The 25,149-nt window shown below is 49.3% G+C and carries 23 protein-coding genes; 18 read left to right on the top strand and 5 right to left on the bottom strand.

Going from position 1 to position 25,149, the window contains the following annotated elements; all coding sequences use genetic code 11:
- Positions 1-93: 93 nt before the first annotated feature.
- From pyrH to rnhB, 13 genes are read left to right on the top strand one after another with little or no spacing between them, the layout of a single operon-like run.
- Positions 94-819, top strand: coding sequence for a UMP kinase (gene pyrH, locus ACYVJG_RS09245; protein ID WP_460430801.1), 726 nt, complete (start codon positions 94-96; stop codon positions 817-819).
- A 41-nt stretch (positions 820-860) separates the two neighbouring features.
- Positions 861-1,418: a ribosome recycling factor gene (gene frr, locus ACYVJG_RS09240; RefSeq protein WP_022653120.1), complete on the top strand. Its 558-nt coding sequence runs from the start codon at positions 861-863 to the stop codon at positions 1,416-1,418.
- Positions 1,419-1,431: 13 nt separating this feature from the next.
- The gene (gene uppS / locus ACYVJG_RS09235; RefSeq protein WP_460430800.1) at positions 1,432-2,190 is read left to right on the top strand and encodes a polyprenyl diphosphate synthase; all 759 of its coding nucleotides are present in this window, start codon (positions 1,432-1,434) and stop codon (positions 2,188-2,190) included.
- Between the two features lie 4 nt (positions 2,191-2,194).
- Positions 2,195-3,016, top strand: coding sequence for a phosphatidate cytidylyltransferase (locus ACYVJG_RS09230; protein WP_460430799.1), 822 nt, complete (start codon positions 2,195-2,197; stop codon positions 3,014-3,016).
- Positions 3,017-3,065: 49 nt separating this feature from the next.
- Entirely contained in the window at positions 3,066-4,259 is a 1,194-nt protein-coding gene (gene ispC, locus ACYVJG_RS09225; RefSeq protein WP_460430798.1) for a 1-deoxy-D-xylulose-5-phosphate reductoisomerase, read from the top strand.
- Positions 4,253-5,599: an RIP metalloprotease RseP gene (rseP, locus tag ACYVJG_RS09220; RefSeq protein WP_460430797.1), complete on the top strand. Its 1,347-nt coding sequence runs from the start codon at positions 4,253-4,255 to the stop codon at positions 5,597-5,599. The genes ispC and rseP overlap by 7 nt, the downstream gene beginning before the upstream one ends.
- Before the next feature lie 9 nt (positions 5,600-5,608).
- Positions 5,609-7,888 carry an outer membrane protein assembly factor BamA gene (gene bamA / locus ACYVJG_RS09215; RefSeq protein WP_460430796.1) on the top strand — a complete coding sequence of 760 codons (2,280 nt, stop codon included), beginning with the start codon at positions 5,609-5,611 and terminating at the stop codon, positions 7,886-7,888.
- Positions 7,889-7,903: 15 nt separating this feature from the next.
- Entirely contained in the window at positions 7,904-8,395 is a 492-nt protein-coding gene (locus tag ACYVJG_RS09210; RefSeq protein ID WP_460430795.1) for an OmpH/Skp family outer membrane protein, read from the top strand.
- Positions 8,392-9,438 carry a UDP-3-O-(3-hydroxymyristoyl)glucosamine N-acyltransferase gene (gene lpxD, locus ACYVJG_RS09205; protein WP_460430794.1) on the top strand — a complete coding sequence of 349 codons (1,047 nt, stop codon included), beginning with the start codon at positions 8,392-8,394 and terminating at the stop codon, positions 9,436-9,438. The genes ACYVJG_RS09210 and lpxD overlap by 4 nt, the downstream gene beginning before the upstream one ends.
- 9 nt (positions 9,439-9,447) lie before the next feature.
- Entirely contained in the window at positions 9,448-9,927 is a 480-nt protein-coding gene (gene fabZ, locus ACYVJG_RS09200) for a 3-hydroxyacyl-ACP dehydratase FabZ (protein WP_022653111.1), read from the top strand.
- A 4-nt stretch (positions 9,928-9,931) separates the two neighbouring features.
- Positions 9,932-10,705, top strand: a complete 774-nt coding sequence (gene lpxA, locus ACYVJG_RS09195; protein ID WP_460430793.1) for an acyl-ACP--UDP-N-acetylglucosamine O-acyltransferase — start codon at positions 9,932-9,934, stop codon at positions 10,703-10,705.
- A gap of 2 nt (positions 10,706-10,707) precedes the next feature.
- A complete protein-coding gene (gene lpxB, locus ACYVJG_RS09190; RefSeq protein ID WP_460430792.1) occupies positions 10,708-11,901 on the top strand; it encodes a lipid-A-disaccharide synthase in 1,194 nt (397 codons plus the stop codon).
- Positions 11,898-12,503 (top strand): ribonuclease HII, encoded by a 606-nt coding sequence (rnhB, locus tag ACYVJG_RS09185; protein ID WP_460430791.1) that lies wholly within the window; start codon positions 11,898-11,900, stop codon positions 12,501-12,503. Before lpxB ends, rnhB begins: the two co-directional genes overlap by 4 nt.
- Before the next feature lie 3 nt (positions 12,504-12,506).
- Here rnhB and pepN read toward each other — a convergent pair whose 3' ends face one another.
- Positions 12,507-15,152, bottom strand: coding sequence for an aminopeptidase N (gene pepN, locus ACYVJG_RS09180; protein WP_460430790.1), 2,646 nt, complete (start codon positions 15,150-15,152; stop codon positions 12,507-12,509).
- Between the two features lie 85 nt (positions 15,153-15,237).
- Complete coding sequence (locus ACYVJG_RS09175) at positions 15,238-17,040, bottom strand: M61 family metallopeptidase (RefSeq protein WP_460430789.1); 1,803 nt, start codon at positions 17,038-17,040, stop codon at positions 15,238-15,240.
- Between the two features lie 353 nt (positions 17,041-17,393).
- On the opposite strand from ACYVJG_RS09175, the gene ccoN reads away from it, so the two are divergent.
- The 5 genes from ccoN (at position 17,394) to ACYVJG_RS09150 (ending at position 21,571) form a co-directional block, all read left to right on the top strand.
- Positions 17,394-18,821: a cytochrome-c oxidase, cbb3-type subunit I gene (ccoN, locus tag ACYVJG_RS09170; RefSeq protein WP_460430788.1), complete on the top strand. Its 1,428-nt coding sequence runs from the start codon at positions 17,394-17,396 to the stop codon at positions 18,819-18,821.
- Positions 18,822-18,839: 18 nt separating this feature from the next.
- Positions 18,840-19,454: a cytochrome-c oxidase, cbb3-type subunit II gene (ccoO, locus tag ACYVJG_RS09165; RefSeq protein WP_022653104.1), complete on the top strand. Its 615-nt coding sequence runs from the start codon at positions 18,840-18,842 to the stop codon at positions 19,452-19,454.
- Positions 19,455-19,468: 14 nt separating this feature from the next.
- Positions 19,469-19,675: a cbb3-type cytochrome oxidase subunit 3 gene (locus tag ACYVJG_RS09160; protein WP_460430787.1), complete on the top strand. Its 207-nt coding sequence runs from the start codon at positions 19,469-19,471 to the stop codon at positions 19,673-19,675.
- Entirely contained in the window at positions 19,672-20,586 is a 915-nt protein-coding gene (gene ccoP, locus ACYVJG_RS09155) for a cytochrome-c oxidase, cbb3-type subunit III (protein ID WP_460430786.1), read from the top strand. Before ACYVJG_RS09160 ends, ccoP begins: the two co-directional genes overlap by 4 nt.
- Before the next feature lie 70 nt (positions 20,587-20,656).
- Positions 20,657-21,571, top strand: a complete 915-nt coding sequence (locus ACYVJG_RS09150) for an alpha/beta hydrolase (protein WP_460430785.1) — start codon at positions 20,657-20,659, stop codon at positions 21,569-21,571.
- Here the strand turns inward: ACYVJG_RS09150 and mutL are convergent.
- The 3 genes from mutL to secF all read right to left on the bottom strand — a co-directional run bounded on the left by mutL (position 21,533) and on the right by secF (position 25,136).
- Positions 21,533-23,458: a DNA mismatch repair endonuclease MutL gene (mutL, locus tag ACYVJG_RS09145; protein ID WP_460430784.1), complete on the bottom strand. Its 1,926-nt coding sequence runs from the start codon at positions 23,456-23,458 to the stop codon at positions 21,533-21,535. The two genes, ACYVJG_RS09150 and mutL, sit on opposite strands and share 39 nt — an antisense overlap.
- Before the next feature lie 15 nt (positions 23,459-23,473).
- On the bottom strand, positions 23,474-24,115 hold the full coding sequence (locus ACYVJG_RS09140; RefSeq protein WP_460430827.1) for a DedA family protein: 642 nt from the start codon (positions 24,113-24,115) through the stop codon (positions 23,474-23,476).
- Between the two features lie 85 nt (positions 24,116-24,200).
- On the bottom strand, positions 24,201-25,136 hold the full coding sequence (gene secF / locus ACYVJG_RS09135) for a protein translocase subunit SecF (RefSeq protein WP_460430783.1): 936 nt from the start codon (positions 25,134-25,136) through the stop codon (positions 24,201-24,203).
- Positions 25,137-25,149: the final 13 nt, after the last annotated feature.

Below are 25,149 nucleotides of genomic sequence, written 5' to 3'. Positions count from 1 at the left end.
CCAAATGAGGAAATTTGCTTGGTTCAAGTTTGCTGATTTGGCAATTCCGATTGTCACTGTTTTATCTTTTAAGCATTTATAAAGGTCTAAGTCATGAGCGAAACCCGCACCCCGGCCTATCGGCGCATCCTGCTGAAACTGTCCGGCGAAGCCCTGATGGGGGATGACAGCTACGGTATCAACCGTGAAACCATCGAACAAATTGTGACCCAAATTCAAGAAGTGCTCGCTTTCGGTGTGCAAATTGCAATCGTAATCGGTGGTGGCAATATCTTCCGTGGTGTGGCACCGACTGCTGCTGGGATGGATCGTGCCACAGCAGACTATATGGGGATGTTGGCAACCGTGATGAATGCGCTGGCGTTGAAAGATGCCATGAGTCGTCGTGGTATGTCCGCTCGTGTGCAATCGGCCTTAACCATGCAGCAGATTGCCGAGCCCTATATTCGCAGCAAGGCATTGCAGTATTTGGAAGATGGCAAAGTGGTGATTTTTGCCGCAGGGACTGGTAATCCTTTCTTTACCACTGACACCGCTGCTGCGTTGCGTGGGATGGAAATGAATGTCGATGTAATGTTAAAAGCCACCAAGGTTGACGGCGTTTACACGGACGATCCAAAGAAAAATCCCGAAGCTACCCGTTATCAAAAACTGACTTTTGATGAAGCAATTATTAAAAATCTGAAAGTCATGGATGCCACTGCATTGGCATTATGTCGTGACCAAAAACTGAATATCAAAGTGTTTAGCATTTTCAAAGAAGGCGGTCTGCGCCGTGTGGTGCTTGGCGATGATGAAGGCACACTGGTACACTGCTAAACATTTTTTTCTCCAACCCTTGCTTTGGAGTGTGATTTCCAATGATTAATGATGTTAAAAAATCTGCTGAACAGCGGATGCAAAAAACCCTAGAAACCTTCAAAACCGATTTGACCAAAGTGCGGACTGGTCGCGCTCATACCGGTTTGCTCGACCATATTACTGTCGATTATTACGGTTCGCCCACACCGATTAACCAAGTCGGTAATGTCACGCTGATCGATGCGCGCACCATCGGGGTGCAAGCATGGGAAAAGGGCATGGCGGCAAAAATTGAAAAAGCGATTCGTGACTCTGATTTGGGTCTGAATCCTGCTTCTAATGGCGATTTAATTCGTGTGCCAATGCCGATGTTGACTGAAGAACGTCGTCGCGATTTAACCAAAATCGTGAAAGGTGAAGCAGAAAACGCCCGTGTGGCCGTTCGTAATGTGCGCCGTGATAGCAATAACGATCTGAAAAATTTGTTGAAAGACAAAGCGATTACCGAAGACGAAGAGCGTCGTGCCCAAGAAGACATCCAAAAGCTGACTGACAAGTTTGTCGCCGAAATCGACAAAGCTTTGGCAGAAAAAGAAAAAGAGCTGATGGAAATCTAAGGAGCATTACCCTTTGCCCAGTAGCACGCAAACTCTGCCCACGGTAGATGCCGTTCCCCGCCACATTGCCATCATTATGGATGGCAATGGGCGCTGGGCAAAACGCCGCTTTTTACCCCGAATTGCGGGGCATAAACGCGGGGTGGAAGCAGTGCGCGCCACGGTGCGCGCTTGTTCTGAACTTGGGGTGCAATACCTGACGCTGTTCGCCTTTTCAAGCGAAAATTGGCGACGGCCACTCGAAGAAGTGTCCTTTTTGATGGGCTTATTCTTGGATGTGCTTGAGCGCGAGGTAGAGCGCCTCCACCGCAATGATATTCGCCTGCAAGTGATTGGGAACCGTGCCCGTTTTTCTGCCGACTTGGTGGCGCGTATCGAGGCGGCTGAAGCGCGTACAGCGCATAACCAAGGTTTGGTACTGACCGTTGCTGCCGACTACGGTGGGCGGTGGGACATCTTACATGCCGTCAACCAGCTGCTTGCCGCAGGTCACGATCCTTCTCAACCGGTACAAGAAGCTGACCTTCAGCCCTATTTGTGCTTAGGTCAGGCACCTGAACCTGATTTATTTATTCGCACAGGTGGTGAGCAGCGAGTGAGTAATTTCTTGCTGTGGCAGCTGGCTTATGCCGAGTTGTATTTCACCGAAACTTTATGGCCAGATTTCGACCGCGCTGCGCTCGAAGCGGCTATGCATTCTTATCGTTGTCGCGAACGTCGCTTTGGCCGCACCAGCGAACAGCTTGACCCCGCGCTGCGTCGCTTGGATTAGTCTTATGCTGAAATTGCGTGTCCTGACTGCTCTGGTGTTATTGCCAGTGATGTTAGCGGCCTTGTTTGCTTTTGATTCTCGGCAATGGGCTGCGTTTACTGCGCTGATTACTGTACTAGGGCTGTGGGAATGGTCACGCCTAGTCAAGTTATCTCGTCTACAACAAATCACCTATCTTGTGCTGTCATGCGCTGGCCTTGGGGCGTGGGCTACGTTCTCTGCAACGGTGGCTTATTCTTTGCCACTGGTTGTGCATGGCATGGTGTTAGTGTTTTGGTTTGTGGTGGCACCGCTATGGCTAAAACAGCGTTGGTCACTGTTACAGCAACCTCTGTTAGCAATGGGGTTGGGATGGTTATTGTTGTTACCGGCTTGGAGTGCCTTACAAACATGGCGCCCTAGTCCAACTGCTGCCAGTTTGTTGCTGGCTTTGATGGCCTTGGTTTGGTTGGCTGATACGGCTGCCTATTTTTCTGGCAAAACCTTTGGCCGTCGTAAATTAGCTCCAGCAATTAGCCCTGGCAAAAGTTGGGAAGGGGTTTATGGGGCTTTGGTCGCGGTAGCGATTTATGCTGCTATTTTGGCGCAAACCAAATTGTTACAGCCGTGGGCGTTGCCGGTTTGGATGTGGGTGGTCGTAGCGTGGGCGCTGACCGCAGTGAGTATTGTGGGTGATTTATTAGAATCATGGTTTAAACGTCAAGCGGGGATGAAAGACTCTAGCCAATTACTGCCGGGGCATGGTGGCGTGCTGGATAGAATTGATAGTTTGATTGCCGTGTTGGCAGTTGCGGCGGCGTTACAAGCTTATCTCTCTGCCTTCTAGTGTGTTATCCAATCGCAAACATGAACGGGATTATCGCGTGAAACAGCAAATGTCTTCTTCCTCGCCACAATTACTGACGGTTTTGGGTGCGACAGGGACGATTGGCGTCAATACCCTCGATGTCGTGGCGCGACACCCCGACCGCTATCAAGTTTTTGCATTAAGCGGTGGACAACAAATTGATAAATTGGCACAGCAGTGTGTCCAATTTCATCCTCGTTATGCCGTGACGCTCGAAGCTTCAAGCGCTGCCCAGCTACAACAGCGCCTGAGTGAACAAGGGTGCACTACAGAAGTGTTATACGGGGCTGAGGCATTGCGAGATATTGCCGCTCATCCCGAGGTGGATGCCGTGATGGCGGCGATTGTCGGGGCGGCGGGTTTACCGCCAGCCTTGGCAGCGGCACAAGCGGGAAAAAAGGTTTTATTGGCCAATAAAGAAGCCTTGGTTATGGCCGGCCGCTTTTTTATGGAAGCGGTGGCACAATCTGGCGCACGTTTATTGCCCATCGATAGTGAACACAATGCGATTTTCCAATCTTTGCCTGCTGATTGTGTGTCATTGGCTGAAGCAGGGGTTGAGAAAATTATCCTCACTGCCTCGGGTGGCCCATTTCGACAACTCTCTGCTGATGCTCTCTCCTCAGTGACCCCTGCCCAAGCCTGTGCGCATCCAAATTGGGTGATGGGACGTAAAATTTCTGTTGATTCAGCTTCGCTGATGAATAAAGGCTTAGAGGTTATTGAAGCACGCTGGCTGTTTGATGCCACACCAGAGCAAATTGAAGTGGTGGTGCATCCGCAAAGTGTGATTCATTCTATGGTGCGCTACCGTGATGGCTCCGTCTTAGCCCAATTGGGCACCCCTGATATGCGGACACCGATTGCCCATGCTTTGGCATGGCCAGAGAGGATCTCGGCTGGTGTCGCCGCTTTAGACTTTTTGTCTTTGCCTCCACTGACATTTGAACAACCAGACCTTGTGCGTTTCCCCGCATTAAGCTTGGCTTTTGCTGCATTAGAACAGGGGGCTGATGCCCCAGCGGTGTTAAATGCCGCCAACGAAATTGCAGTGGCGGCTTTCTTAGCGGAAAAAATCCGCTTTACTGCCATTCCCCAATTGGTAGAAAACGCTTTGACACACTTTGCCCACGCAAACAGTGGGTGTTTGGATGATTTGTTTGCTTTGGATAAGGCTGTACGCAGTTACACCTTGCAACACGTGGAGCGAATCACATGCTAACCACGGTGTTAGCGTTCTTAGTTGCCATTGGTATCTTGGTGACATTTCACGAGCTGGGCCACTATTGGGTGGCGCGGCGTGCTGGGATTCATGTTCTGCGCTTTTCGGTGGGGTTCGGTAAACCGCTGTTTAGCTGGCGTGATCGTCATGGGACTGAGTGGACATTGGCGCCCATCCCCCTCGGTGGTTATGTCAAAATGCTAGACACTTACGAACCGCAGATGCCCGAGGCTTGGCGTGCCCATACCTTTGCGGCACAACCCGTCTTGGCGCGGATGGCCGTGGTAGCGGCAGGGCCAGCGGCTAATTTGCTGTTGGCGGTGGTGTTTTATGCTGCGCTTGCGTGGTCGGGTACCGAAGCCTTGCGCCCTCTCATTGGTACGGTGTTGCCAGATACCCCAGCGGCACAGGCTGGCGTGAAATCGGGTGACAGGGTTGAGCGAGTCAATGAAACCACCATCGAAGATTGGGCCGAGCTGCGTTTGGCATTGCTTGACGCACTGTCACAGCCAGAACAAGCGATTCAACTGCATACAGAATACGGTACCCGTACTTTGCCACCGCCCAAAGACAGTGGCCTCTCCGCTGAACCTGCAGCGGTCGCTGGGCTGGGATTGTTGCCACAACGTTTATTGCCACAAGTGGCTGCGCTTGAACCGGACTCACCCGCCTTTCAAGCTGGCCTGCGCATTGGTGACACCATTGAAGCCGTGGGTTCACAAACCGTCAAAGAGTGGGGCGATTTAGTTCGTGCGCTGCGTCAACAAGGACAATCACAACAGCCACTGTTGTTAACCATACAGCGTGGTGCGGAGCGTTTTACTGTCTCGGTGGTACCAAACTGGGTAGAAACCCCAAACGGCCAACGCATTCCTCGTATTGGTGTTGCACCACAGGTAGATCGTGATTGGCTGGCACAACTGCAATTTGAACAACAAGCTGGCCCGATTGATGGACTGGTGGTGGCGGTAAGCCGGACATGGCGTGATGTGCGCCTGTCGTTCTCGATGTTCTATCGCATGGTGTTGGGTGATGTCAGTTTGCAAAATCTCAGTGGGCCTTTGACCATCGCTGATTTTGCCGGTCAAACCGCACGGCGTGGTGTATCGTCCTATGTCGAGTTTTTGGCTTTGATTAGTGTCAGCCTAGCTGTGTTAAACCTGTTGCCTATTCCTATGCTGGATGGGGGGCACTTGCTGTATCATGTCGCCGAGCTGGTGAAGGGAAAACCTTTATCAGAACAAGCTCAGGCTTTTGGCTATCGCGTCGGTTTGGTGTTGTTACTGACCTTGATGCTCTTCGCGATTTTTAACGATTTCAACCGTCTTTTCGCGGGATGACCGCCTCCTATGAAACTTTCCTACCTTGCTGCTGCTGTTAGCGTGGCCATGGCTCCGGCCTGGGCTGCATCCTCCTTTGTGGTGAAGGATATTCGTGTCGAAGGCGTACAACGTACTGAGCCTGGCACGGTGTTCAACTATTTACCGATTAAGGTCGGTGATACGTTCACTGATGCGCGTGCAGAAGCGTCGATTAAAGCGCTGTTTGCAACCGGCTTCTTTAACGATGTGCGGATTGAGCACGAAGGCGATGTGTTGATTGTCTCGGTGGCTGAACGTCCAGTGGTGGCCGAGTTGATCATCAACGGCTCAAAAGAGTTTGATAAAGACCAACTGAAAAAAGCCTTAAAAGAAAATGGATTAGCCGAATCACGGATTTTCGACCGTGCTTTGCTCGATTTGGCGACACAAGAATTAAAACGTCAATACTACAGCCGAGGTAAATACTCGGTTGAAGTCAATACCAAAGTCACGCCACTGGAGCGTAACCGTGTCGCGATTACGTTTGATATTAACGAAGGTGCGGCAGCACGCATCAAATCGATTCGAATTGTCGGTAATCGTGCCTTTGAAGAAAAAGATTTATTAAAAGAGTTTTCGTTATCGACAGGCGGCTGGTTATCTTGGTTTACGAAGGACGATCAATATTCCAAACCAAAATTATCTGGTGACTTAGAAAAGTTACGTGCTTTTTATCTGAATCAAGGCTACTTTGAGTTTTCGATTGACTCTACCCAAGTCAGTATTAGCCCTGATAAACAAGATATGTTCCTCACGGTCAATATCACCGAAGGGGCAAAATACACCGTTTCTGATGTCAAACTGGCGGGTGATTTAATTGTTGCCGAGCCAGAAATGCGTAATTTATTGCAAATCAAAACCGGCGATACCTTTACGCGAGACAAGGTGAATGGTTCGGTCTCGGCATTAAGTGAACGTTTAGGACAAGAAGGCTACGCCTTTGCCAATATCAACGTTGCACCACAGGTTGATCGCGATAAACAACAAGTGGCGTTTACCTTCTTTGTCGATCCCGGTAAGCGCAGTTATGTACGCCGCATTAACATTGTGGGCAATACGCGTACTCGTGATGAGGTGATTCGGCGTGAGATGCGGCAGGTTGAGGGCGGTTGGTATGACTCGGCAAAAATTAAGCGGTCTAAAGAACGGGTTGATTTGCTGGGTTACTTTACCGATGTCAACGTCGAAACCCCACCTGTGCCTGACACCGCTGACCAAGTCGATGTCAACTTCTCGGTGAAAGAAAAGCCAACAGGTAATGTGACGTTAGGGGCCGGTTATGCCCAAAATGAAGGGCTGATCTTATCCGCAGGGATTTCACAGTCTAACTTCTTTGGTTCAGGTAAAGCGGTCAGTGCTTCGTTTAATACGTCCAAATTAAATCGTTATCTCAACCTGTCGTTTACCGATCCGTATTTCACCATTGACGGCGTGTCACTTGGTTATGACGTTTACACACGTCGTTATACCCCGAATAACATTGATCGCTACAACTACCAGACCGATACCTCGGGTTTTGCTGTCCGTTTCGGCGTACCGATTACCGAATACGATACTGTCAACTTTAGTTTGGGTGCAGAACACAATAAGGTTGAAGTGTTTGAGGACAGTCCAATTCGCTATCGTGATTTTGTGCGCGATTTCGGCAAGAGCAACCTGACATGGTTAGCCCGCGCCGGTTGGGCACGTGATACCCGTGATAGCGCCCTGTGGCCTACAAAAGGTCGGGTGATGCGAGTGAACACCGAATTTGGCTTACCCGGTGGCGATATTGAATACGGTAAATTTGTTCACGCACAACAATGGTTCTTCCCCTTATCAAAAACCTTTACTTTGGCGTTGTCGGGTGAGTTGAGCTTTGTTCAACCTTACGGCAGCACAGAAAAAATGCCGTTCTACCAAAACTTCTTCTTGGGTGGGATTGGTTCATTGCGAGGATTTGAAACCGGCACCATTGGTCCAAAAGACGAAAATGGCGATGCTTATGGCGGAACGCGGCGTGCGGTGGCCAGTGCCGAATTGCTGTTCCCCTTCCCCGGGATGAAAGACGATAAGACCATTCGTGCCAGTGCCTTTGTCGATGCTGGGACATTGTGGGGGGGCGAGATTAAGACCGGTGCTTCTGACGAGATTCGCTACTCTGCCGGTGCTGCTCTGACTTGGTTGTCGCCAATCGGCCCGATGAAATTTAGCTTGGCCTATCCCTTACGTAAGAAAGAAGACGACAAGCTACAGCGTTTCCAATTTACATTGGGCACCACGTTCTAAGGACAAAGGTTGACCATGAAAAAACGGATAAGCACGGGCTTAGCAATCTTAGGCTTGCTGTTGGCATGGCCAGCGGCAGCCGCTGAATTTAAGTTTGGTTATGTCAGCACTGAACGGATTTACAGTGAGGCAAAACCAGCAGTATTGGCACAACAACGCCTAGAACGTGAGTTTGCTCAGCGCGAACAAGAGCTGAAAAAGTTGGCAGCGCGTGCGCGTGATTTGCAAAGTCGCATTGAAAAAATGAAGCCGGACGACAGCGAACGCCGCAACCGTGAGCGCGAGCTGGCACAGCTAGATCGTGAGTTTCAAGCAAAACAGCGTGAGTTCCGTGAGGACTTGGCATTGCGCCGCAATGAAGAATTTGCTGCTGTACGCGACCGTGCAAACCGCGCTATTCGTCAGTTGGCAGCGCAAGATCAGTTTGATTTGATTTTGCAAGATGCTGTGTATGTCAGCCCGCGCTATGACTTAACCGACCGAGTGTTGAAGGAGTTGGATAAATGAGCCAAACCGTGGGGTTTCATTTATCCGAGTTGGTGGCGGCGCTCGGTGGAGAGTGGCGTGGTGAGGATGTGCAGATTAAGGCTGTCGCACCACTGGAAACCGCTGGCGATGGTGATATCGCTTTTCTGGCCAATCCCAAATATCGCCAGCAATTGGCCGCTTGTCGCGCTTCAGCAGTGATTGTGCGTCCAGAATTGGCAGAGCAGGTGCCTAATAGTGCGATTCTGGCTGCAGATCCGTATCTCTATTTTGCTAAAGTTGCGCGGTTACTGCATCCACAACCGCGTTATACACCGACAATTCATTCCTCTGCCGTCATCGGTGATCACAGCGACATTGCACCATCGGTACATATTGCCGCCCAAGTGGTAATCGGTGTGGGGGTCAAAATCGCTGATGATGTTGTGATTCATGCCGGTTGTGTGGTGGGGGATGGGGTAGAAATCGGTGCTGGCACGGTATTACATCCCCGTGTCACGGTTTACCGTGATTGCCGAATTGGTGCGCGCTGTGTGATTCACAGTGGCGCGGTCATTGGTGCCGATGGGTTTGGTATGGCATGGGCTGGGGCTGAGGAAGGGTGGTTCGATATTCCACAAATTGGCCGAGTGGTGATTGAAGACAATGTTCATGTTGGCGCCAATACCACCATCGATCGCGGTGCTTTAGCCGATACGGTGATTGAATATGGTGCGCGTTTGGATAATCAAATTCAAATTGCCCATAACGTCCGTGTTGGCAAATATACCGCGATGGCGGCGTGTGTCGGGGTGGCTGGTTCAACGCGTATTGGTGCCTACTGTATGGTGGGGGGCGCCGGCATGATTTCTGGTCATCTGCAAATTGGTGACCGTGTGCATATCTCGGGCGGAACATTGGTGGCGAAGTCCATCCGTGAACCCGGACATTACACCGCTGTTTATCCATTAGCGACCCATCGTGAATGGACCCATAACGCTGCGCAATTGCGTCAGCTTGATCGATTATACCAACGCGTTAAGACGTTGGAGGCGCAGCAGGCTGCGTCAGAGACTCATTCTTAGGACTTGATTATGAGCGATACTTCGCTACAAACAACCGACATCGAAACCCAGATCGACATTCGCGACATTATGAAATTGTTGCCTCACCGCTATCCTTTTTTGCTGGTTGATCGCGTACTAGAACTGGAAAAAGGCAAGCGCGTTAAAGCATTAAAAAATGTGACCGTGAATGAACAATTTTTTGTGGGACATTTTGAACAATATCCGGTGATGCCGGGGGTATTGATTATTGAAGCCTTGGCACAAGCGGCAGGTATTTTAGCCATCAAAACCCATGATGGTGATGTACGGCAAGAAAACGCACTGTATTTCTTTGTCGGTATCGATAATGCGCGTTTTAAACGTCAAGTGGTGCCGGGCGATCAACTGATTTTTGAAGTGGAAATGTTGCGGGTATCACGCGGCATTGGCAAATTTTCCGCCCGTGCCTTAGTTGATGGTGAATTGGCCTGTGAGGCTGATTTAATGTGTGCGCGGCGGGAGATTTAACACCATGGCCATTCATCCTTCTGCTGTTGTCGATCCACAAGCACAGCTCGACTCTTCTGTTGAAGTTGGCCCCTTCGCGGTGATTGGGCCTGAGGTCACCATTGGCGCTGGCAGCCGTATCGGTGCGCATGTGGTAATCAGCGGCCGCACGCATCTGGGTGAAAACAATGTAATCCATTCCCATGCGGCAGTGGGTTGTGCGCCTCAGGATAAAAAATATCGTGGCGAGCCAACCGAATTGTGGATTGGTCATGGCAATACGATCCACGAATTTTGCACCCTTAGTGTCGGTACAGTGCAAGATAAGGGTATCACCCGTATCGGTGACGATAATTGGATTATGGCCTATGTCCATATTGCTCACGACTGTGTTGTTGGCAGCCATACTATCTTGGCTAATAACGCTACCCTCGCTGGTCATGTCGAAGTCGATGATTGGGTGATCCTTGGTGGTCTGACGGCGGTACATCAATTTTGCAAAATTGGGGCCCATGCGATGAGCGCAGGGGGGTCGATTATCGTGCAGGATGTCCCGCCCTATGTGACAGTAGCGGGTAATCATGCTCGCCCCGCGACTATTAACAGCGAAGGCTTAAAACGTCGTGGTTTTAGCAGTGAGCAAATTCGCATTATTCGGCGTGCCTATAAAACCCTCTATCGAGAAGGGTTACCGCTGGAAGAAGCCAAACAACGTATTGCACAAGCTGCCGAGAACGAGCCCGTGTTACACCTCTTTCCGGATTTCTTTGCGCGTAGCCAACGTGGTGTGATTCGATAATCATGCCTTTGTTTTCTCGTCCTCAGGCCTTAAAAGTGGCCTTGGTTGCTGGAGAAGCGTCAGGCGATACACTCGGCGCGCATCTGATCGAAGCCTTGCGGCAACAACGGCCAGACATTGAATGTGTTGGCATCGGTGGCCCCAAAATGGAAGCGCAGGGATTACATAGCTTGTATCCACAAGAAGCACTGGCAGTGCGGGGTTATGCTGAAGTATTACGCAGTTTACCCCGCCTATTGGGAATTCGCCGTGGCTTGAAAAAGGCACTGTTGGCTGAACCACCCGATGTGTTTATTGGGATTGATGCCCCTGACTTTAATCTTGGCTTAGAAGAAACGCTTAAAGAGGCGGGTATTCCAACCGTCCATTATGTCAGTCCTTCGATTTGGGCTTGGCGGCCTGAACGGATTGAACGCATTAAGCGCTCGGTGCATCACATCTTGGCTTTGTTCCCGATGGAACCGCCTCTGTACGAAAAAGCAGGGGTGGCAGTGACCTTTGTTGGTCATCCGCTGGCACAGCGTTTTCCTGATGCCCCCGACCGCGATGCCATGCGCCATCGCTTGCAATTGGCGATAGACAGTCCAGTGTTTGCCATTCTTCCCGGTAGCCGCATCAGTGAAATTGAATACATGGGGCAGCTCTTTTTAGAGGCGGCCTCGCTGATTCATCAAGCCTTGCCAGACGCGCAATTCTTATTGCCCGTTGCAACGCGGCCCACATTAGAACGTGTCCAAGCGTTACTAAAAGAGTGGAAGATGGAATCGTTGCCGTTACGGGTGCTGTATGGTCATGCTGGTGATGCAATGATTGCGGCGGACGGCGTATTGGTGGCGAGTGGCACGGCAACCTTAGAAGTGGCTTTGGCAAAACGTCCGATGGTGATTAGCTATCGTATTTCTGCCATGACCTATCAGTTGGTTAAGCGTAAGCTCAAACTGCCTTATGTTGGATTGCCGAATATTCTCTGTGGTCGTTTTGTGGTACCGGAGTTGTTGCAGCATGAAGCGACCGCCGAGAATCTTGCCAATATGATGCTGCAACACTATGCCGATCCGTTATATCGGGCATGGTTAGAACAGGAGTTTACGGTGCTGCATCGTACCTTGCGGGCGGATAGTGCATTGTTAGCTGCTCAAGCTGTGTTGCAAACCATCGCTTTGCATGGTGGAAAAGAAAAAAAGGGAAACCGTTGAGCGAATGGTTAGGCGAGTGGGTTGCCGGTGTCGATGAAGCAGGCCGTGGGCCGTTGGCCGGCAGTGTGGTGGCGGCCGCGGTGATTCTGCCTGATCCCTGTCCGATTGTCGGTTTGGCAGATTCAAAAACGCTATCAGAGAAAAAACGCGATCAACTGGCGTCCGAGATTAAACACCATGCCGTAGCATGGTGTATTGCCTCGGCATCGGTGGCAGAAATTGATCAGCTCAATATCTTACAGGCCAGCTTGTTAGCAATGCGGCGGGCGGTGGAGGGATTGATGTTACAACCACAACGAGTGTTGGTCGATGGCAACCGCATCCCAAGTGGCTTAGCAATGGCGGCAGAAGCTATTGTCAAAGGGGACAGCAAAGTCAAGGCAATTTCTGCCGCTTCGATTTTGGCAAAAACAGCGCGTGATGCAGAGCTTTTGTTGTTAGACGAGGCTTACCCACAATATGGATTTGCCGCACACAAAGGCTATCCAACTGCCGCGCATTTAGCCGCCTTAGAACAATTTGGCCCAATTGCGGCTGTTCACCGGCTGAGTTTTGCGCCGGTTAAACGCGCTGCAGCACAGCAACAGCGCGTCCTGTTCTAATACTTAGTGCGTGGCTTCGAGTGATTTAGAGACAATCTCGAATACATCGCGTGACAGACCCGGTTGTTGCACAATTGTGGTCAGTTCCTGTTTCATTAACTGCTGCCGTTGGGGTTCGAGCCGTGTCCAGCGGTTAAATAAGCTGACTAAGCGGGATGCCACCTGTGGATTGAACTGGTCGATTTCCAGCACTTTTTGCGCCAAGAACCGATAGCCACTGCCATCCGCTGCATGAAAATGCAGCAAATTGCGGCCAAATGAACCGAGTACCGCCCGCGCCTTATTCGGATTTTTCAAAGAAAAACACGGGTGTTGTAGCAGGGCTTCGGTGCGGCTGAGCGTATCTGAGCGCAAACTAGCGGCATGGAGAGCAAACCATTTATCCATTACCAACGCTTCTTTTTGCCAACGTTGAGCAAAATCTTCATATAAATGGTCTCGTATCGTGCCTTGCCGATCACGCAAGGCACTCAACGCCCCTGCTTGATCGGTCATATTGTCTGCTTTTTGATATTGTACTTGTGCCAATTCCACTGCAATGGGGTCATCCACTGCATTGAGATAAGCCAAACATAGGTTTTTCAAGCTACGCCATCCATTGTCCTCGTGGCGGAACGTGGTGCGTTGACAACGCTGATACATGGTTTGCCATTCATGGCGCAGGCTGCGCGCAAGCGCGACTTTAACCATTTCCCGAGCGTGTACCAGCGCCACTGGATCGACTTCACCCGGCACAGCTTCAAATAACTCCACCTCGCTTGGTAGTGTTAAAGCCAATGCTTTAAAAGCAGGATCTAAGGTTTCGCTGTGTAAAATGCGTTGTACCCCTTCAACAATCACAGAAGGGAGATTGAGCGTCGATTGTGGATGGTCTAACTGCTGCAAAATAGTTTGTCTAAACAGCACCTGACCGGCTTCCCAACGGTTAAAAGCGTCGGTGTCATGGGCAAATAAAAACGCCAGTTCTTGTGCGCTGTAGTGGTAATGCAGTTTGACTGGTGCTGAGAAATCACGCAGCAGTGATGGAATCGGTGGGTGATCGATATGAATGAAAGTAAAGCTGTGTTCCCGTTCACGCAGAATTAACACCCGCTCATTGCCCTGTGCTTCGCTTTCCTCCGACATCTGCAGAGGATAGGCATGGCCATTTGGATCAAATAAAGCAACGGTTAATGGAATAAGAAACGGGGCTTTTTCTGTTTGACCGGGTGTAGGTGGGCAATGCTGTCGGATATGCAAAGTGACACTGTGTGCCGAGGGGTGATAGAACATTTCCACGGCGACTTCGGGGGTACCCGCTTGGTCGTACCACCGTTCAAATTGCGTTAAGTCATATTGATTAGCGTCGGCCATCGCTTGACGAAAATCATCGCAGGTCACGGCATGGCCATCATGGCGGCGGAAATACAGTTCTAACCCCTTGCGGAATCCCTCTCGTCCAAACAGTGTTTGGTACATCCGCACCACCTCGGCCCCTTTTTCATATACGGTCATGGTGTAGAAATTATTCATTTCGATATACGAATCGGGGCGAATCGGGTGGGCGGTTGGGCCAGCATCTTCTGGAAACTGTGCTGTGCGTAGCTGTCGTACATCCTCGATCCGTTTGACCGCACGACTGTATAAATCGGCAGTAAATTCTTGATCACGAAAAACGGTGAGGCCTTCTTTCAGCGATAACTGAAACCAATCGCGGCATGTCACACGATTACCGGTCCAATTATGGAAATACTCGTGACCAATGACCGATTCCACACCTTCAAAATCAAAATCGGTCGCTGTGTCTTGCCGTGCAAGGACAAATTTTGTATTGAAAACATTGAGGCCCTTGTTCTCCATCGCGCCCATATTAAAGTCGCTGACAGCAACAATCATATAAGTATCGAGGTCGTACTCAAGGCCAAAGCGATCTTCATCCCATTTCATGGCGCGTTTTAGTGAACGCAAGGCATGTTGGGTTTTATCCACATCATGGGCTTCGACATAAATTTCGAGAGCAACTTTACGGCCAGAACGGGTGAGATATTCATCGCGTACCACGGCTAATTTTCCTGCTACCACCGCGAACAGATAGCTGGGTTTGCGATAGGGATCAACCCACTTGACCCAATGCCGTTTTTTATCAGAAAGTCCTTGCCCAACTTTATTGCCATTTGATAATAAAACTGGATAGCGTGTTTTATCAGCAATTAATGTGGTGGAGAATTTTGCCATCACATCAGGCCGGTCGAGATAATAGGTAATTTTGCGGAAACCTTCTGGTTCGCATTGAGTAAATAAATTGCCATTAGAGGCATATAGCCCCATTAAACTGGTATTCTTTTCTGGAAATACCTCAGTTTCAATTTCTAGAATAAAACTCTCGGGCACCTCAAATAAAGTTAATGTTTCTTCCACTGAGTTGAGTTCATAGCGTTCGGTTGGCCAAACTTCACCATCTAAGTGAATAACATTCAGTGAAGCAGAGCCATGTAATACCAGATTATGATGTGTAATAGCGTGACGATTGCGTTTAATTAACAACCGTGAGTGAACACGAGTTGATTGTTCACGAATATCAAAAGTAAGATCGACACGGTCTACCAAAAATGGCGAAGCTTGATAATCGCGGCGAAGATGAATGGTTGGGGGGGAATGGGTTGCAGTCATAATGGTCAGCGAGAGATAAAAAACAATGCCGCCTATTATAAGACGGCATCTTTAAAAAAGACATAAATTGTTGTTTGGGTTGGTTTTACTGAATAGCAGCTGGCCAGATATTTTGCTGCAATGCAAAATCTGGATGTTGTAAATAACAAGTATCTAGTGCCTTATCTGACAAAACAATTTCAAATTGCAATAAATACTCTCGGCGTAGAATATGGACAGAAATTGTATCCCCTGCCTGATAGCCAGCTAAGGCATTGTCTAAGTCTTTAACACGTAATCCATTGATTGCTAAAATAATATCACCACCTGCAAGGCCTGCCGTTGCTGCCGAACCACCCTGATAAACAGTGTGTAGTTTGCACCCTAGTACATCGGTTTGTGTTCGAACACCCAAGCTGACGCTGCATTTTGCTGGAGAGGGTAAAGGAGTAGCGGTGGTGATCGCTTTGCCCTTATCTTGGTCATGCGCTGCAACATGCCAACTTAAATCAATGCCTGCATCAGCCAAATACGCTGCCAAGGGAAGCGGTTGTGTGCTTCTTAACAGCACATCACACAGCGGTGAAATGTCCCAACCAAGGTAGGCACTGGCCAATTGTTCCCATTCGTGTTCTGCTAAGCCTTGTTGTGTTGTTGTCACATGCCGCCAGAGATGGCGCATGACATCATCTAAAGCCTTTTGGTTCTGGCTATGACGTCTAATCGCTAAATCCAGTACCAGTGCGGCTAGCGCCCCTTTTTGATAGTAACTGACGACTTCATTCGCGGTATTTTCGTCCGGTCGGTAAAATTTAATCCATGCGTCAAAGCTTGATGCTTCCAGTGTTTGTCGCTGTTGTCCTGGTTGGCGTTGAACGTGGCTGATGCTGTGGGCCAGTTTGTTGCAATAGGTTTCGAATGACATCAGCCCTGCACGTAATACGAAAAGCTCATCGTAATACGAAGTAATCCCCTCAAATGCCCACAATAAACGGGTATAGCTTTCTGCTTGTAGTTGATAAGGGGTGAAAGCCTGTGGCTTGATGGTTTTGACATTCCACGCATGGAAGTATTCATGGCTAATCAAGCTGAGTAAGTCATGATATTCATCATGGGGCTGTGCTTGGTTGGGTAGGGGTAGGGCTTTACGATCTGCAAGGAGAGCGGTGCTTGAGGTGTGTTCTAAGCCACCATACAGGCTATCCCCAACATGTAACAAAAAGACATAGCGTGTAAATGGTGTTTCTCCACCAAAAAAACGAATTTGTTCACGGCAAATCGCTGCCGTGTCGTTGACTAAACGAGAGAGATCGACTCGTTGGTCTGCACCCGATAAAACAAATTCATGGGGAAGCCCCTCAACATCAAAGCAAACTCGCTGAAACGAACCGATTTCTATGGGACAATCGATCAAATGCTGATAATCGGTCGCTGTGTAACATCCCCATCCCTGTGAATCGACATTCTGTGCGGGCAGTGCAGTTGCAACCGCCCAGTCTGGGTTGCCAAAGGGTGAAAGTGTCAGTGAAATTGCCGTATCTGGTGCGTTTTCTAGTGCCAAACAAACGCAAGCGGGGTTGATAAATACCCGTTGTTGGTCACGGTAAGCACCTCGCACTGATAAATCGTAAGCATAAACGGTGTAGCGTACGGTAAAATGGGTTTCCGTTGCTGCGACGCACCAACGGTGTTTGTTGAGTTTTTCACACGATAATGGTTGGCCCTTGGCTGTACTGGCAGTTACCGCGTGCAGATGCCGTGAGAACTCACGGATAAGGTAACTACCTGGTATCCATGTTGGTAGCATGAGCTGTATATCTTGTGGTGCTGGAAGCGTAATCGCGATGGCCACGTCCAATGCTTGTGCATGGGTGGGATGTGCCGAGATCTGATAATGAACAGTAAACATGTGATTTGCTCGTTGTTAGGCCGAATGCGCTTGATGTAGGTCAATAAGATGTCAAGACATGACAATACAATCCAGCTACCACAGCCTATGTAGCGTTGGTACAAAGCCCGTCTGGATGTAGAATAGCGCGGTGCAATATGTCGGTCCGATACAAAAGCATCTGTGTCGGGCAGGGTGATCCACCGGTAATAATGTCGAATTTCAAAAGTCAGGATGTTGAAACGACAGAAAAGTCATCTCTAGATAAGGTGTTGGGATGAGATTTCAAGCTGGTGGCGGAGGGACGTGCCGTCAATAGCCTAAGAGCGGCAACCTCGCAAGATTTTACGTTTGTAACCTTGGAGAAACCTTAAATGGAAACGCAATCCACTTATAATTATAAGGTGGTGCGCCAATTTGCCATCATGACCGTGGTCTGGGGGATTGTTGGCATGCTGGTTGGCGTGATTATCGCCGCCCAGTTGGTGTGGCCCGAGCTGAATTTTGGCCCGTGGTTTCACTTTGGCCGTCTGCGCCCCCTGCATACCAATGCGGTGATTTTTGCTTTTGGTGGCTGTGCGCTGTTTGCTACGTCTTACTATGTTGTTCAAAGAACTTCTCAAGTTCGTCTATTCGCTGAAAAGCTGGCTTCCTTTACCTTCTGGGGTTGGCAGCTGGTGATTGTATTGGCCGCAGTAACCCTGCCACTCGGCTTTACCTCGGGTAAAGAATATGCCGAGCTGGAATGGCCAATCGATATCTTGATCGCTGTGATCTGGGTGTCGTATGCAATCGTATTCTTCGGCACCATTGCTGTCCGTAAAGTGAAGCACATCTATGTGGCTAACTGGTTCTACGGTGCGTTTATTCTCGCCGTTGCCCTGTTGCACATTGTGAATAGCATGGCCTTGCCTGTGTCCTTCACCAAATCCTACTCTGCTTACGCCGGTGCCGTGGATGCGATGGTGCAATGGTGGTACGGCCACAATGCGGTGGGTTTCTTCCTGACCGCAGCTTTCTTGGGCATGATGTACTACTTTGTGCCAAAACAAGCGGGCCGTCCTGTTTATTCCTACCGTCTGTCGGTGGTGCACTTCTGGGCGCTGATCTTCACCTATATGTGGGCGGGTCCTCACCATCTGCATTACACCGCTTTGCCTGACTGGACCCAATCGATCGGCATGGTGTTCTCGCTGATTCTGTTGGCACCAAGCTGGGGTGGTATGATCAACGGTATCATGACCCTGTCTGGCGCATGGCACAAACTGCGTACCGACCCTGTGTTGAAATTCTTGGTTGTGTCGTTGTCCTTCTATGGTATGTCCACCTTCGAAGGCCCAATGATGTCGATCAAAACCGTCAACGCCTTGTCGCACTACACTGACTGGACTGTGGGTCACGTTCACTCTGGTGCTTTGGGTTGGGTGGGCTTTATCAGTATCGGTTCTATCTACTACTTGGTGCCACGCTTGTTCGGTCGTGAACAAATGTACTCCAACAAACTGATTGAAGCGCACTTCTGGATGGCAACTGTCGGCGTTGTGTTGTACATCGCTGCGTTGTGGATCTCTGGTGTGATGCAAGGTCTGATGTGGCGTGCGCTGAACCCAGATGGCACTTTGACCTACGCTTTTGCTGAAGTGGTGAAAGCAACCTATCCATACCACTTTATCCGTCTGCTGGGTGGCTTTATGTATCTGGCTGGTATGTTCCTGATGGCCTACAACGTATGGCGTACCGCTGGCCTCGGTCGTGCTGTGGATGCCAAGATTCCGGCTCTCTCCACTCACGCTCACGCTTAAGGTCGAGGTTTAACACTCATGGAAAAAATTCAGAAGCTTATTGAGGAACGCGTCGGTTATTTGATCGTGCTGACCTTCCTCGTCATCAGTGTGGCAATGTTGGTGGAAATTTTGCCCTTGATGTTCCAGAAATCAACCACTCAGCCAGCACCAGGGGTCAAGCCTTATACCGCCTTGCAACTGACTGGTCGTGACATCTATGTTCGTGAAGGTTGCTACAACTGTCACTCACAGATGATCCGTCCTTTCCGTTCTGAAACTGAGCGTTATGGTCACTACTCCGTTGCAGGTGAATCGGTTTACGATCGTCCATTCCAATGGGGTTCGAAGCGGACAGGTCCAGACTTGGCCCGTGTTGGTGGTCGTTACTCCGATGAATGGCATCGTGTGCACTTGATCAATCCTCGTGATGTGGTGCCTGAGTCCAATATGCCCGGTTTCCCTTGGTTAGAGAAAAACTTGGCTGACGCTGATGGCGTTGCTGCCAAGATGAAAACGCTGCGTACTCTGGGCGTTCCTTACACCGATGAAGAAATCGCTAACGCTAAGAGCGAAGTGGAAGGCAAGTCCGAAATGGATGCAATGATTGCCTATCTGCAAGGTCTTGGTCTGGCTATTAAAAATACCCGCTAATACGGAAAATTATCATGGGTGATACCGCTAATCTGATTCGTACCATCGTCACGGTGATGGGTATTGTGTGTTTCTTGGCGATTGTGTTCTGGGCTTATAGCCGAGCGCCTAAGCAGCGCTTTGATGAAGCTTCTCATCTGCCTTTTGCTGATGATGCTTCAGATCGTCCACAGCAGGCACCATCGGGTCAGACAGCGGGCTCCCTTGGAGCAAAACAATGAGTGACTTCGTAAGTGATTTCTGGAGCATCTGGATCTCGGCGATTGTCATCATCGGTATTGTCGGCCTGACATTACTGTTGACGACTCAAGCTAAAGCCAAAACGGTTAAGGCTGGTGAAAAAGTTGAGACGATGGGTCATGTGTGGGATGGTGACCTTGAGGAGTACAACAACCCTCTGCCGAAATGGTGGATGTGGATGTTCTACCTCACCTTGATCTTCGGCGTGGCCTACTTGGTGTTGTATCCAGGTTTGGGAACGTTCAAAGGGATCCGTGGCTGGACTTCGGTAGGCCAGTACAAGGAAGAGCGCGCACAAGCTGAAGCAAAATACCAGCCTTTATACGACCGCTACTTAAAAGTGAGCGTGGAAGAGTTGGCAAAAGATCCTGAAGCGCGTGCAATGGGTAATCGTTTGTACCAAACCTACTGTATGCAGTGTCACGGTGCGGATGCTCGCGGTGCAAAAGGTTTCCCCAATCTGACTGATAACGACTGGCTGTATGGTGGTTCGGCAGAAAAAATTCACGAAACTTTAGTGAATGGTCGTATTGGTCAAATGCCAGCCTTCGGTGCTGCGTTTGGTGAAGAAAAAGTGCGTGATACCGCTAACTATGTGTTGTCGTTGTCCGGCAAAAAGCATGATGCCGAGCGCGCTACTCGTGGTAAAGAAGCATTCAATGCAGTATGTGCGGCATGTCACGGTCCTGATGGCAAAGGTAACCAAGCGATTGGTGCGCCTAACCTGACTGACAATGTGTGGTTGTACGGCAGCACTGAGAAAGTCATCATGGAAGGCATCACCAACGGTCGTAAGAACCAGATGCCTGCTTGGAATGAATTCTTGGGCGAAGGCAAAATTCACTTGCTGACCGCTTATGTATGGGGTTTGAGCAACGGTGCAGCGAAGTAATTTCGCGCTGTTGACCACCTGAGATAACGCCCTCACTTGTTGAGGGCGTTATTTTTTTAAGGGTATGGTGATGTGGTTAGCGACAATAACAGGGGTGGGTTTAGGTTTAGCATTACGGACAGGGTTTCATTGGTTGATCCGACGCGGGTTACGTGCACCTCGTGTGCCGCATCATACTGAGCCCATGGCCTTGGGCTTGTCTGCAGAGACTGTTTTTATTACCAGCAAAAATCAGAAACAATTATTTGCATGGTGGCTTCCTTGTGCAGATCAACCGCGCCCGACACTGTTGGTGATGCATGGCTGGGGTAGCAATGTGGCGTTGATGTTGCCTCTGGTGACCCCATTACAACAAGCTGGTTTTCATGTCCTCTTGTTAGAAGCGCGTTGTCATGGTCGCAGTGAGGATGACAATTTTTCTTCACTACCACGCTTTGCTGAAGACATAGAGGCCGGTCTTGTGTGGTTAAAACAACATGTTCTATGCCAACACCAGCCGATAGCGTTGCTTGGCCACTCGGTGGGTGCAGGGGCTGCTTTATTGGTGGCCAGTCGGCGCCGTGATGTGGTCGCAGTGGTGAGCGTGGCTGCCTTTACACATCCGGAAATTGTGATGCGACGCTGGTTAGCAAGTAAACGTATTCCAATGAAACCGATTGGGACATATATCTTACGTTATGTGCAGAAAGTGATTGGCTACTCGTTCGACAACATTGCCCCTATCCGTTCGATCAATAAATTGCGTTGTCCGGTGCTGATTTTGCATGGAGAACAAGATCAAACCGTGCCGATGTCAGAGGCTCAGGCTTTATACCAAGCCGCTCCATTCGGCCTTGGTCAATTGCGTGTCAGTCAAGGCGATCATGAAGGTTTTACTGATATGGCGGCTGAGGCACAGGCCGTGGTGCGTTTCCTACGTTTGCATCTTGACCTGCAACCTCCTTCTTCATCGCCCGCGCAGGAACAGCTGGTCGAGCTCTTGTAGTGACAAGGTGCGCCAAGTGGGTCGGCCATGATTACATTGACCGCTACGCTCGGTCTCTTCCATATCACGCAGTAAGGCATTCATTTCCGTTAAGCTCAGTTGGCGATTCGCTCTTACTGCACCATGACAGGCCATGGTGGCAAGTAGATGATCAAGTCGTTCTTGTATCACGCGGCTGCTACCAAACTCGTGAAGTTCAGCTAAGGTAGCACTAAACAAAGGAATAGGATCTGCCTTGTCCAAGGCGGCTGGAATGGTATGGAGCACAATTTGATTCGGTTCAGTAAGCGTAAAGGTAAAACCTAATTGGCTTAACGTTGATTGGCCTTGTTCCGCTGTTACCCATTCGATTGTACTTGCCGCATAGCTATACGGTAATAGCAAGCTTTGATTGGGTAGATTTCGGTCGCGGTGAAAAGCGTTTTTTAGTCTTTCATACACAACCCGCTCATGGGCTGCGTGCATATCGACAATGACCAAACCTGTTTCCGCTTGCGCCAGAATATACACCCCATGTAGCTGACCTATAGCAAAGCCTAGTGGAGGAAAGCGTGATTCTCCAACGGATTCCGCAACAGAAGGTGTCGGGGTGTTGATGATTGGTACATTGTCTACATTGGGCTCTTGTAATACGGGTTCTTCTTGTGTTCCCTGAAACAAGGTTTGATAAAACGTGAGGCCTTTTCCTCCATCGTGTTGACTCCGCTCTGATATGGTCGAATTAGAACGAGATGGCGTGCCAAATGAAGCGCTTTCCCGTGTTGAACTTGACGATGTGGTGGGTCGAGATGCTCTCTCCGTGCTGTTGGTTGTCACCGGTTGGTGAGGTGTTGATGGTGCAGCAGGTGGCATCACCGTAACAGGTGATGTTGCTTGAGTCACAAGATGGCCAGCACGGGTTTGTGACAGCATTTGATGTGCGGCCTGAAATACAAAACGATGAATGGCCTGACTATCACGAAAGCGAATTTCTGTTTTTGTAGGGTGGACGTTGACATCAACCTCTTCGGGAGGCAATTCAAGAAACAGCACATAGTGCGGCTTAATCTCATGATGTAACACATCGTGATAAGCCTGCCGTAGGGCGTGTTGTAATACTTTGTCACGCACAAACCGACCATTCACAAAACAGAACTGCACCTCACGTTGTCGATGAGGCAGAGTGGGATGTCCCAATATCCCTTGCAGTTTAAGATGGGCGGCTTGTGTGTTGAGTTTGATGCCATGTTGGGCAAAATCTTCCCCAGCAATCGCGGCGATACGCTCATCGGGGGTATGGCTGCCAAGACGTACAATCTGTTTTTGGTTGTGTTTGAGTAAAAAAGCACAATGTGGCCATGCCAAAGCTAACCGCTCAACCACTGCATGACATTGCGCAAACTCTGCTGATGCTGTTTTCAGAAATTTACGTCTAGCCGGAGTATTAAAATATAAATCAGCAATGTCGATGCTGCTACCGACTGAACGCGGACAGGGCTCTGGCTCCGAGAGTACGCCATTCTCTGCGCGAATTAACCAGCCTATTTCACTGTCCTCGGTGCGACTACTCAGCGTTAACCGAGAAACGGCTGCAATCGAAGCCAAACCCTCACCCCGAAAGCCGAGGGTGTTGATTTGTTGTAAATCTTCTAAAGCGTGAATTTTTGAAGTGGCATGTCTTTGCAGCGCCAAAGGCAAATCCTCTGCTGCAATCCCAATTCCATCATCCTGTACCCGAATCAGCTTCATCCCACCTTCAACAAGCTCAATGGCAAGACTATGTGCGCCGGCATCCAAGCTATTTTCTAAGACTTCTTTTAAGGCAGAAGCAGGGCGCTCGACCACTTCTCCTGCAGCAATTTGGCTAATTAAGAGCGATGATAGGGTTTGAATACGTTTTGGTTGCATAGGACAGCATTTCAATTAGGCAGCAGATTTACGATGGCGCACAATTTCAATGACGCCGGGTAAAATCGATAAAATAATGATGGCGAAAATAAGAAGGCTTAAATTTTGTTTTACCCAAGGTAAATTACCAAATAAATACCCTGCATAAGCAAAGCCACATACCCAGAGTACGGCTCCGATGACATTATAAGATAGGAATTGGCGATAGCTCATGCTACCCACTCCGGCGACGAATGGCGCAAAAGTCCGAACAATGGGAACAAAACGGGCGATAATAATGGTTTTTCCGCCATGCTTTTCATAAAAAGCATGAGTTTTGTCTAAGTATTCTCGCCGAAAAATACGAGAATTTGGTCGATCAAAAACGGTTAAGCCTAATTTTTGGCCAATATGATAATTCACTGTGTCACCTAAAATCGCAGCAATCAGCAGGGTGACTACCATCAAATGAATGTCAAAAGCCCCTGTCGCAGCAATGGCACCCGTGACAAATAACAGTGAATCTCCCGGTAGGAATGGGGTAACCACTAAACCTGTTTCACAAAAAATAATCAAAAATAAAATTAAAAACAGCCAAGGCCCATATTGACTGGCTAACTCTGCTAAGTGGCGGTCGATATGAAGGATGAAATCAACCAAAAACCATACGAAATCCATACTTAACCCCAGATCAAAAAACAACCGCCAGCATACTGTAAAAAGCAGCTGGCGGGCTTAAGGCAAAATGAAATAGCACTGTAATTTACACTACAGCTTCTTCTTTTGGTTTTGGCGGCTTAATGAGATTCTCACGAGAAACGCCTAAAAACATTAATAGCGGGCTGGCCACTAAAACAGAAGAATAGATACCAAACACGATGCCAATGGTCAGCGCCACTGCAAAGTAGTGTAGGCTAGGGCCGCCAAACAACAACATCGCTAATACCATCATTTCGGTTGAACCGTGGGTGATAATCGTCCGGCTCATGGTGGCTGTGATGGCATTGTCGATAATTTCTGCCACGCTACGACCGCGCATACTGGGTTTACGGAAGTTCTCACGAATACGGTCAAACACCACGACCGACTCATTCACCGAATAGCCTAGCACCGCTAGCACAGCGGCTAACACGGTTAACGAAAACTCCCATTGAAAAGCAGCAAAACATCCCAGAATGATGATCACATCATGCAGGTTGGCAATAATTGCCGATACCGCAAACCGCCATTCAAAGCGGATGGCTAAGTAGGCCATGATGCCGACAATCACTAAGCTGAGGGCCGTTAAGCCGTGGGTGAGTAATTCCTCGCCCACCTGCGGCCCAACAAATTCCACTTTTCGTAATTCGACTTGGCTACCATTAGCTTTGAGTGCTGCTAAAACCTCATTCGACAACTGAGCAGAGCTTTTATCATTCTGATTTTGCAAACGAATTAACACATCACGCGTGGTGCCGAGGCTTTGTACCGTTGGCTCACCTTGTGATACTTTGGCCACTTGCTCGCGAATGGTCTCTAGGTTCGCCGCTTGTTGATATTGCACCTCCATCACCGTGCCGCCGGTAAATTCAACCGAAAGGTTAAGTCCTTTCCAGAGCAAAAAAAACACAGCCAATATAAAGGTCAATAAAGAGATTGCCGTCGTGAGCTTGCCATAGCTCATAAACGGAATGTCTTTTTTAAAACTGAATAATTCCACGTCGACTCCTCAA

This window comes from Aquaspirillum soli (assembly GCF_054781915.1).
This window is presented reverse-complemented; position numbering and strand designations above follow the sequence as displayed.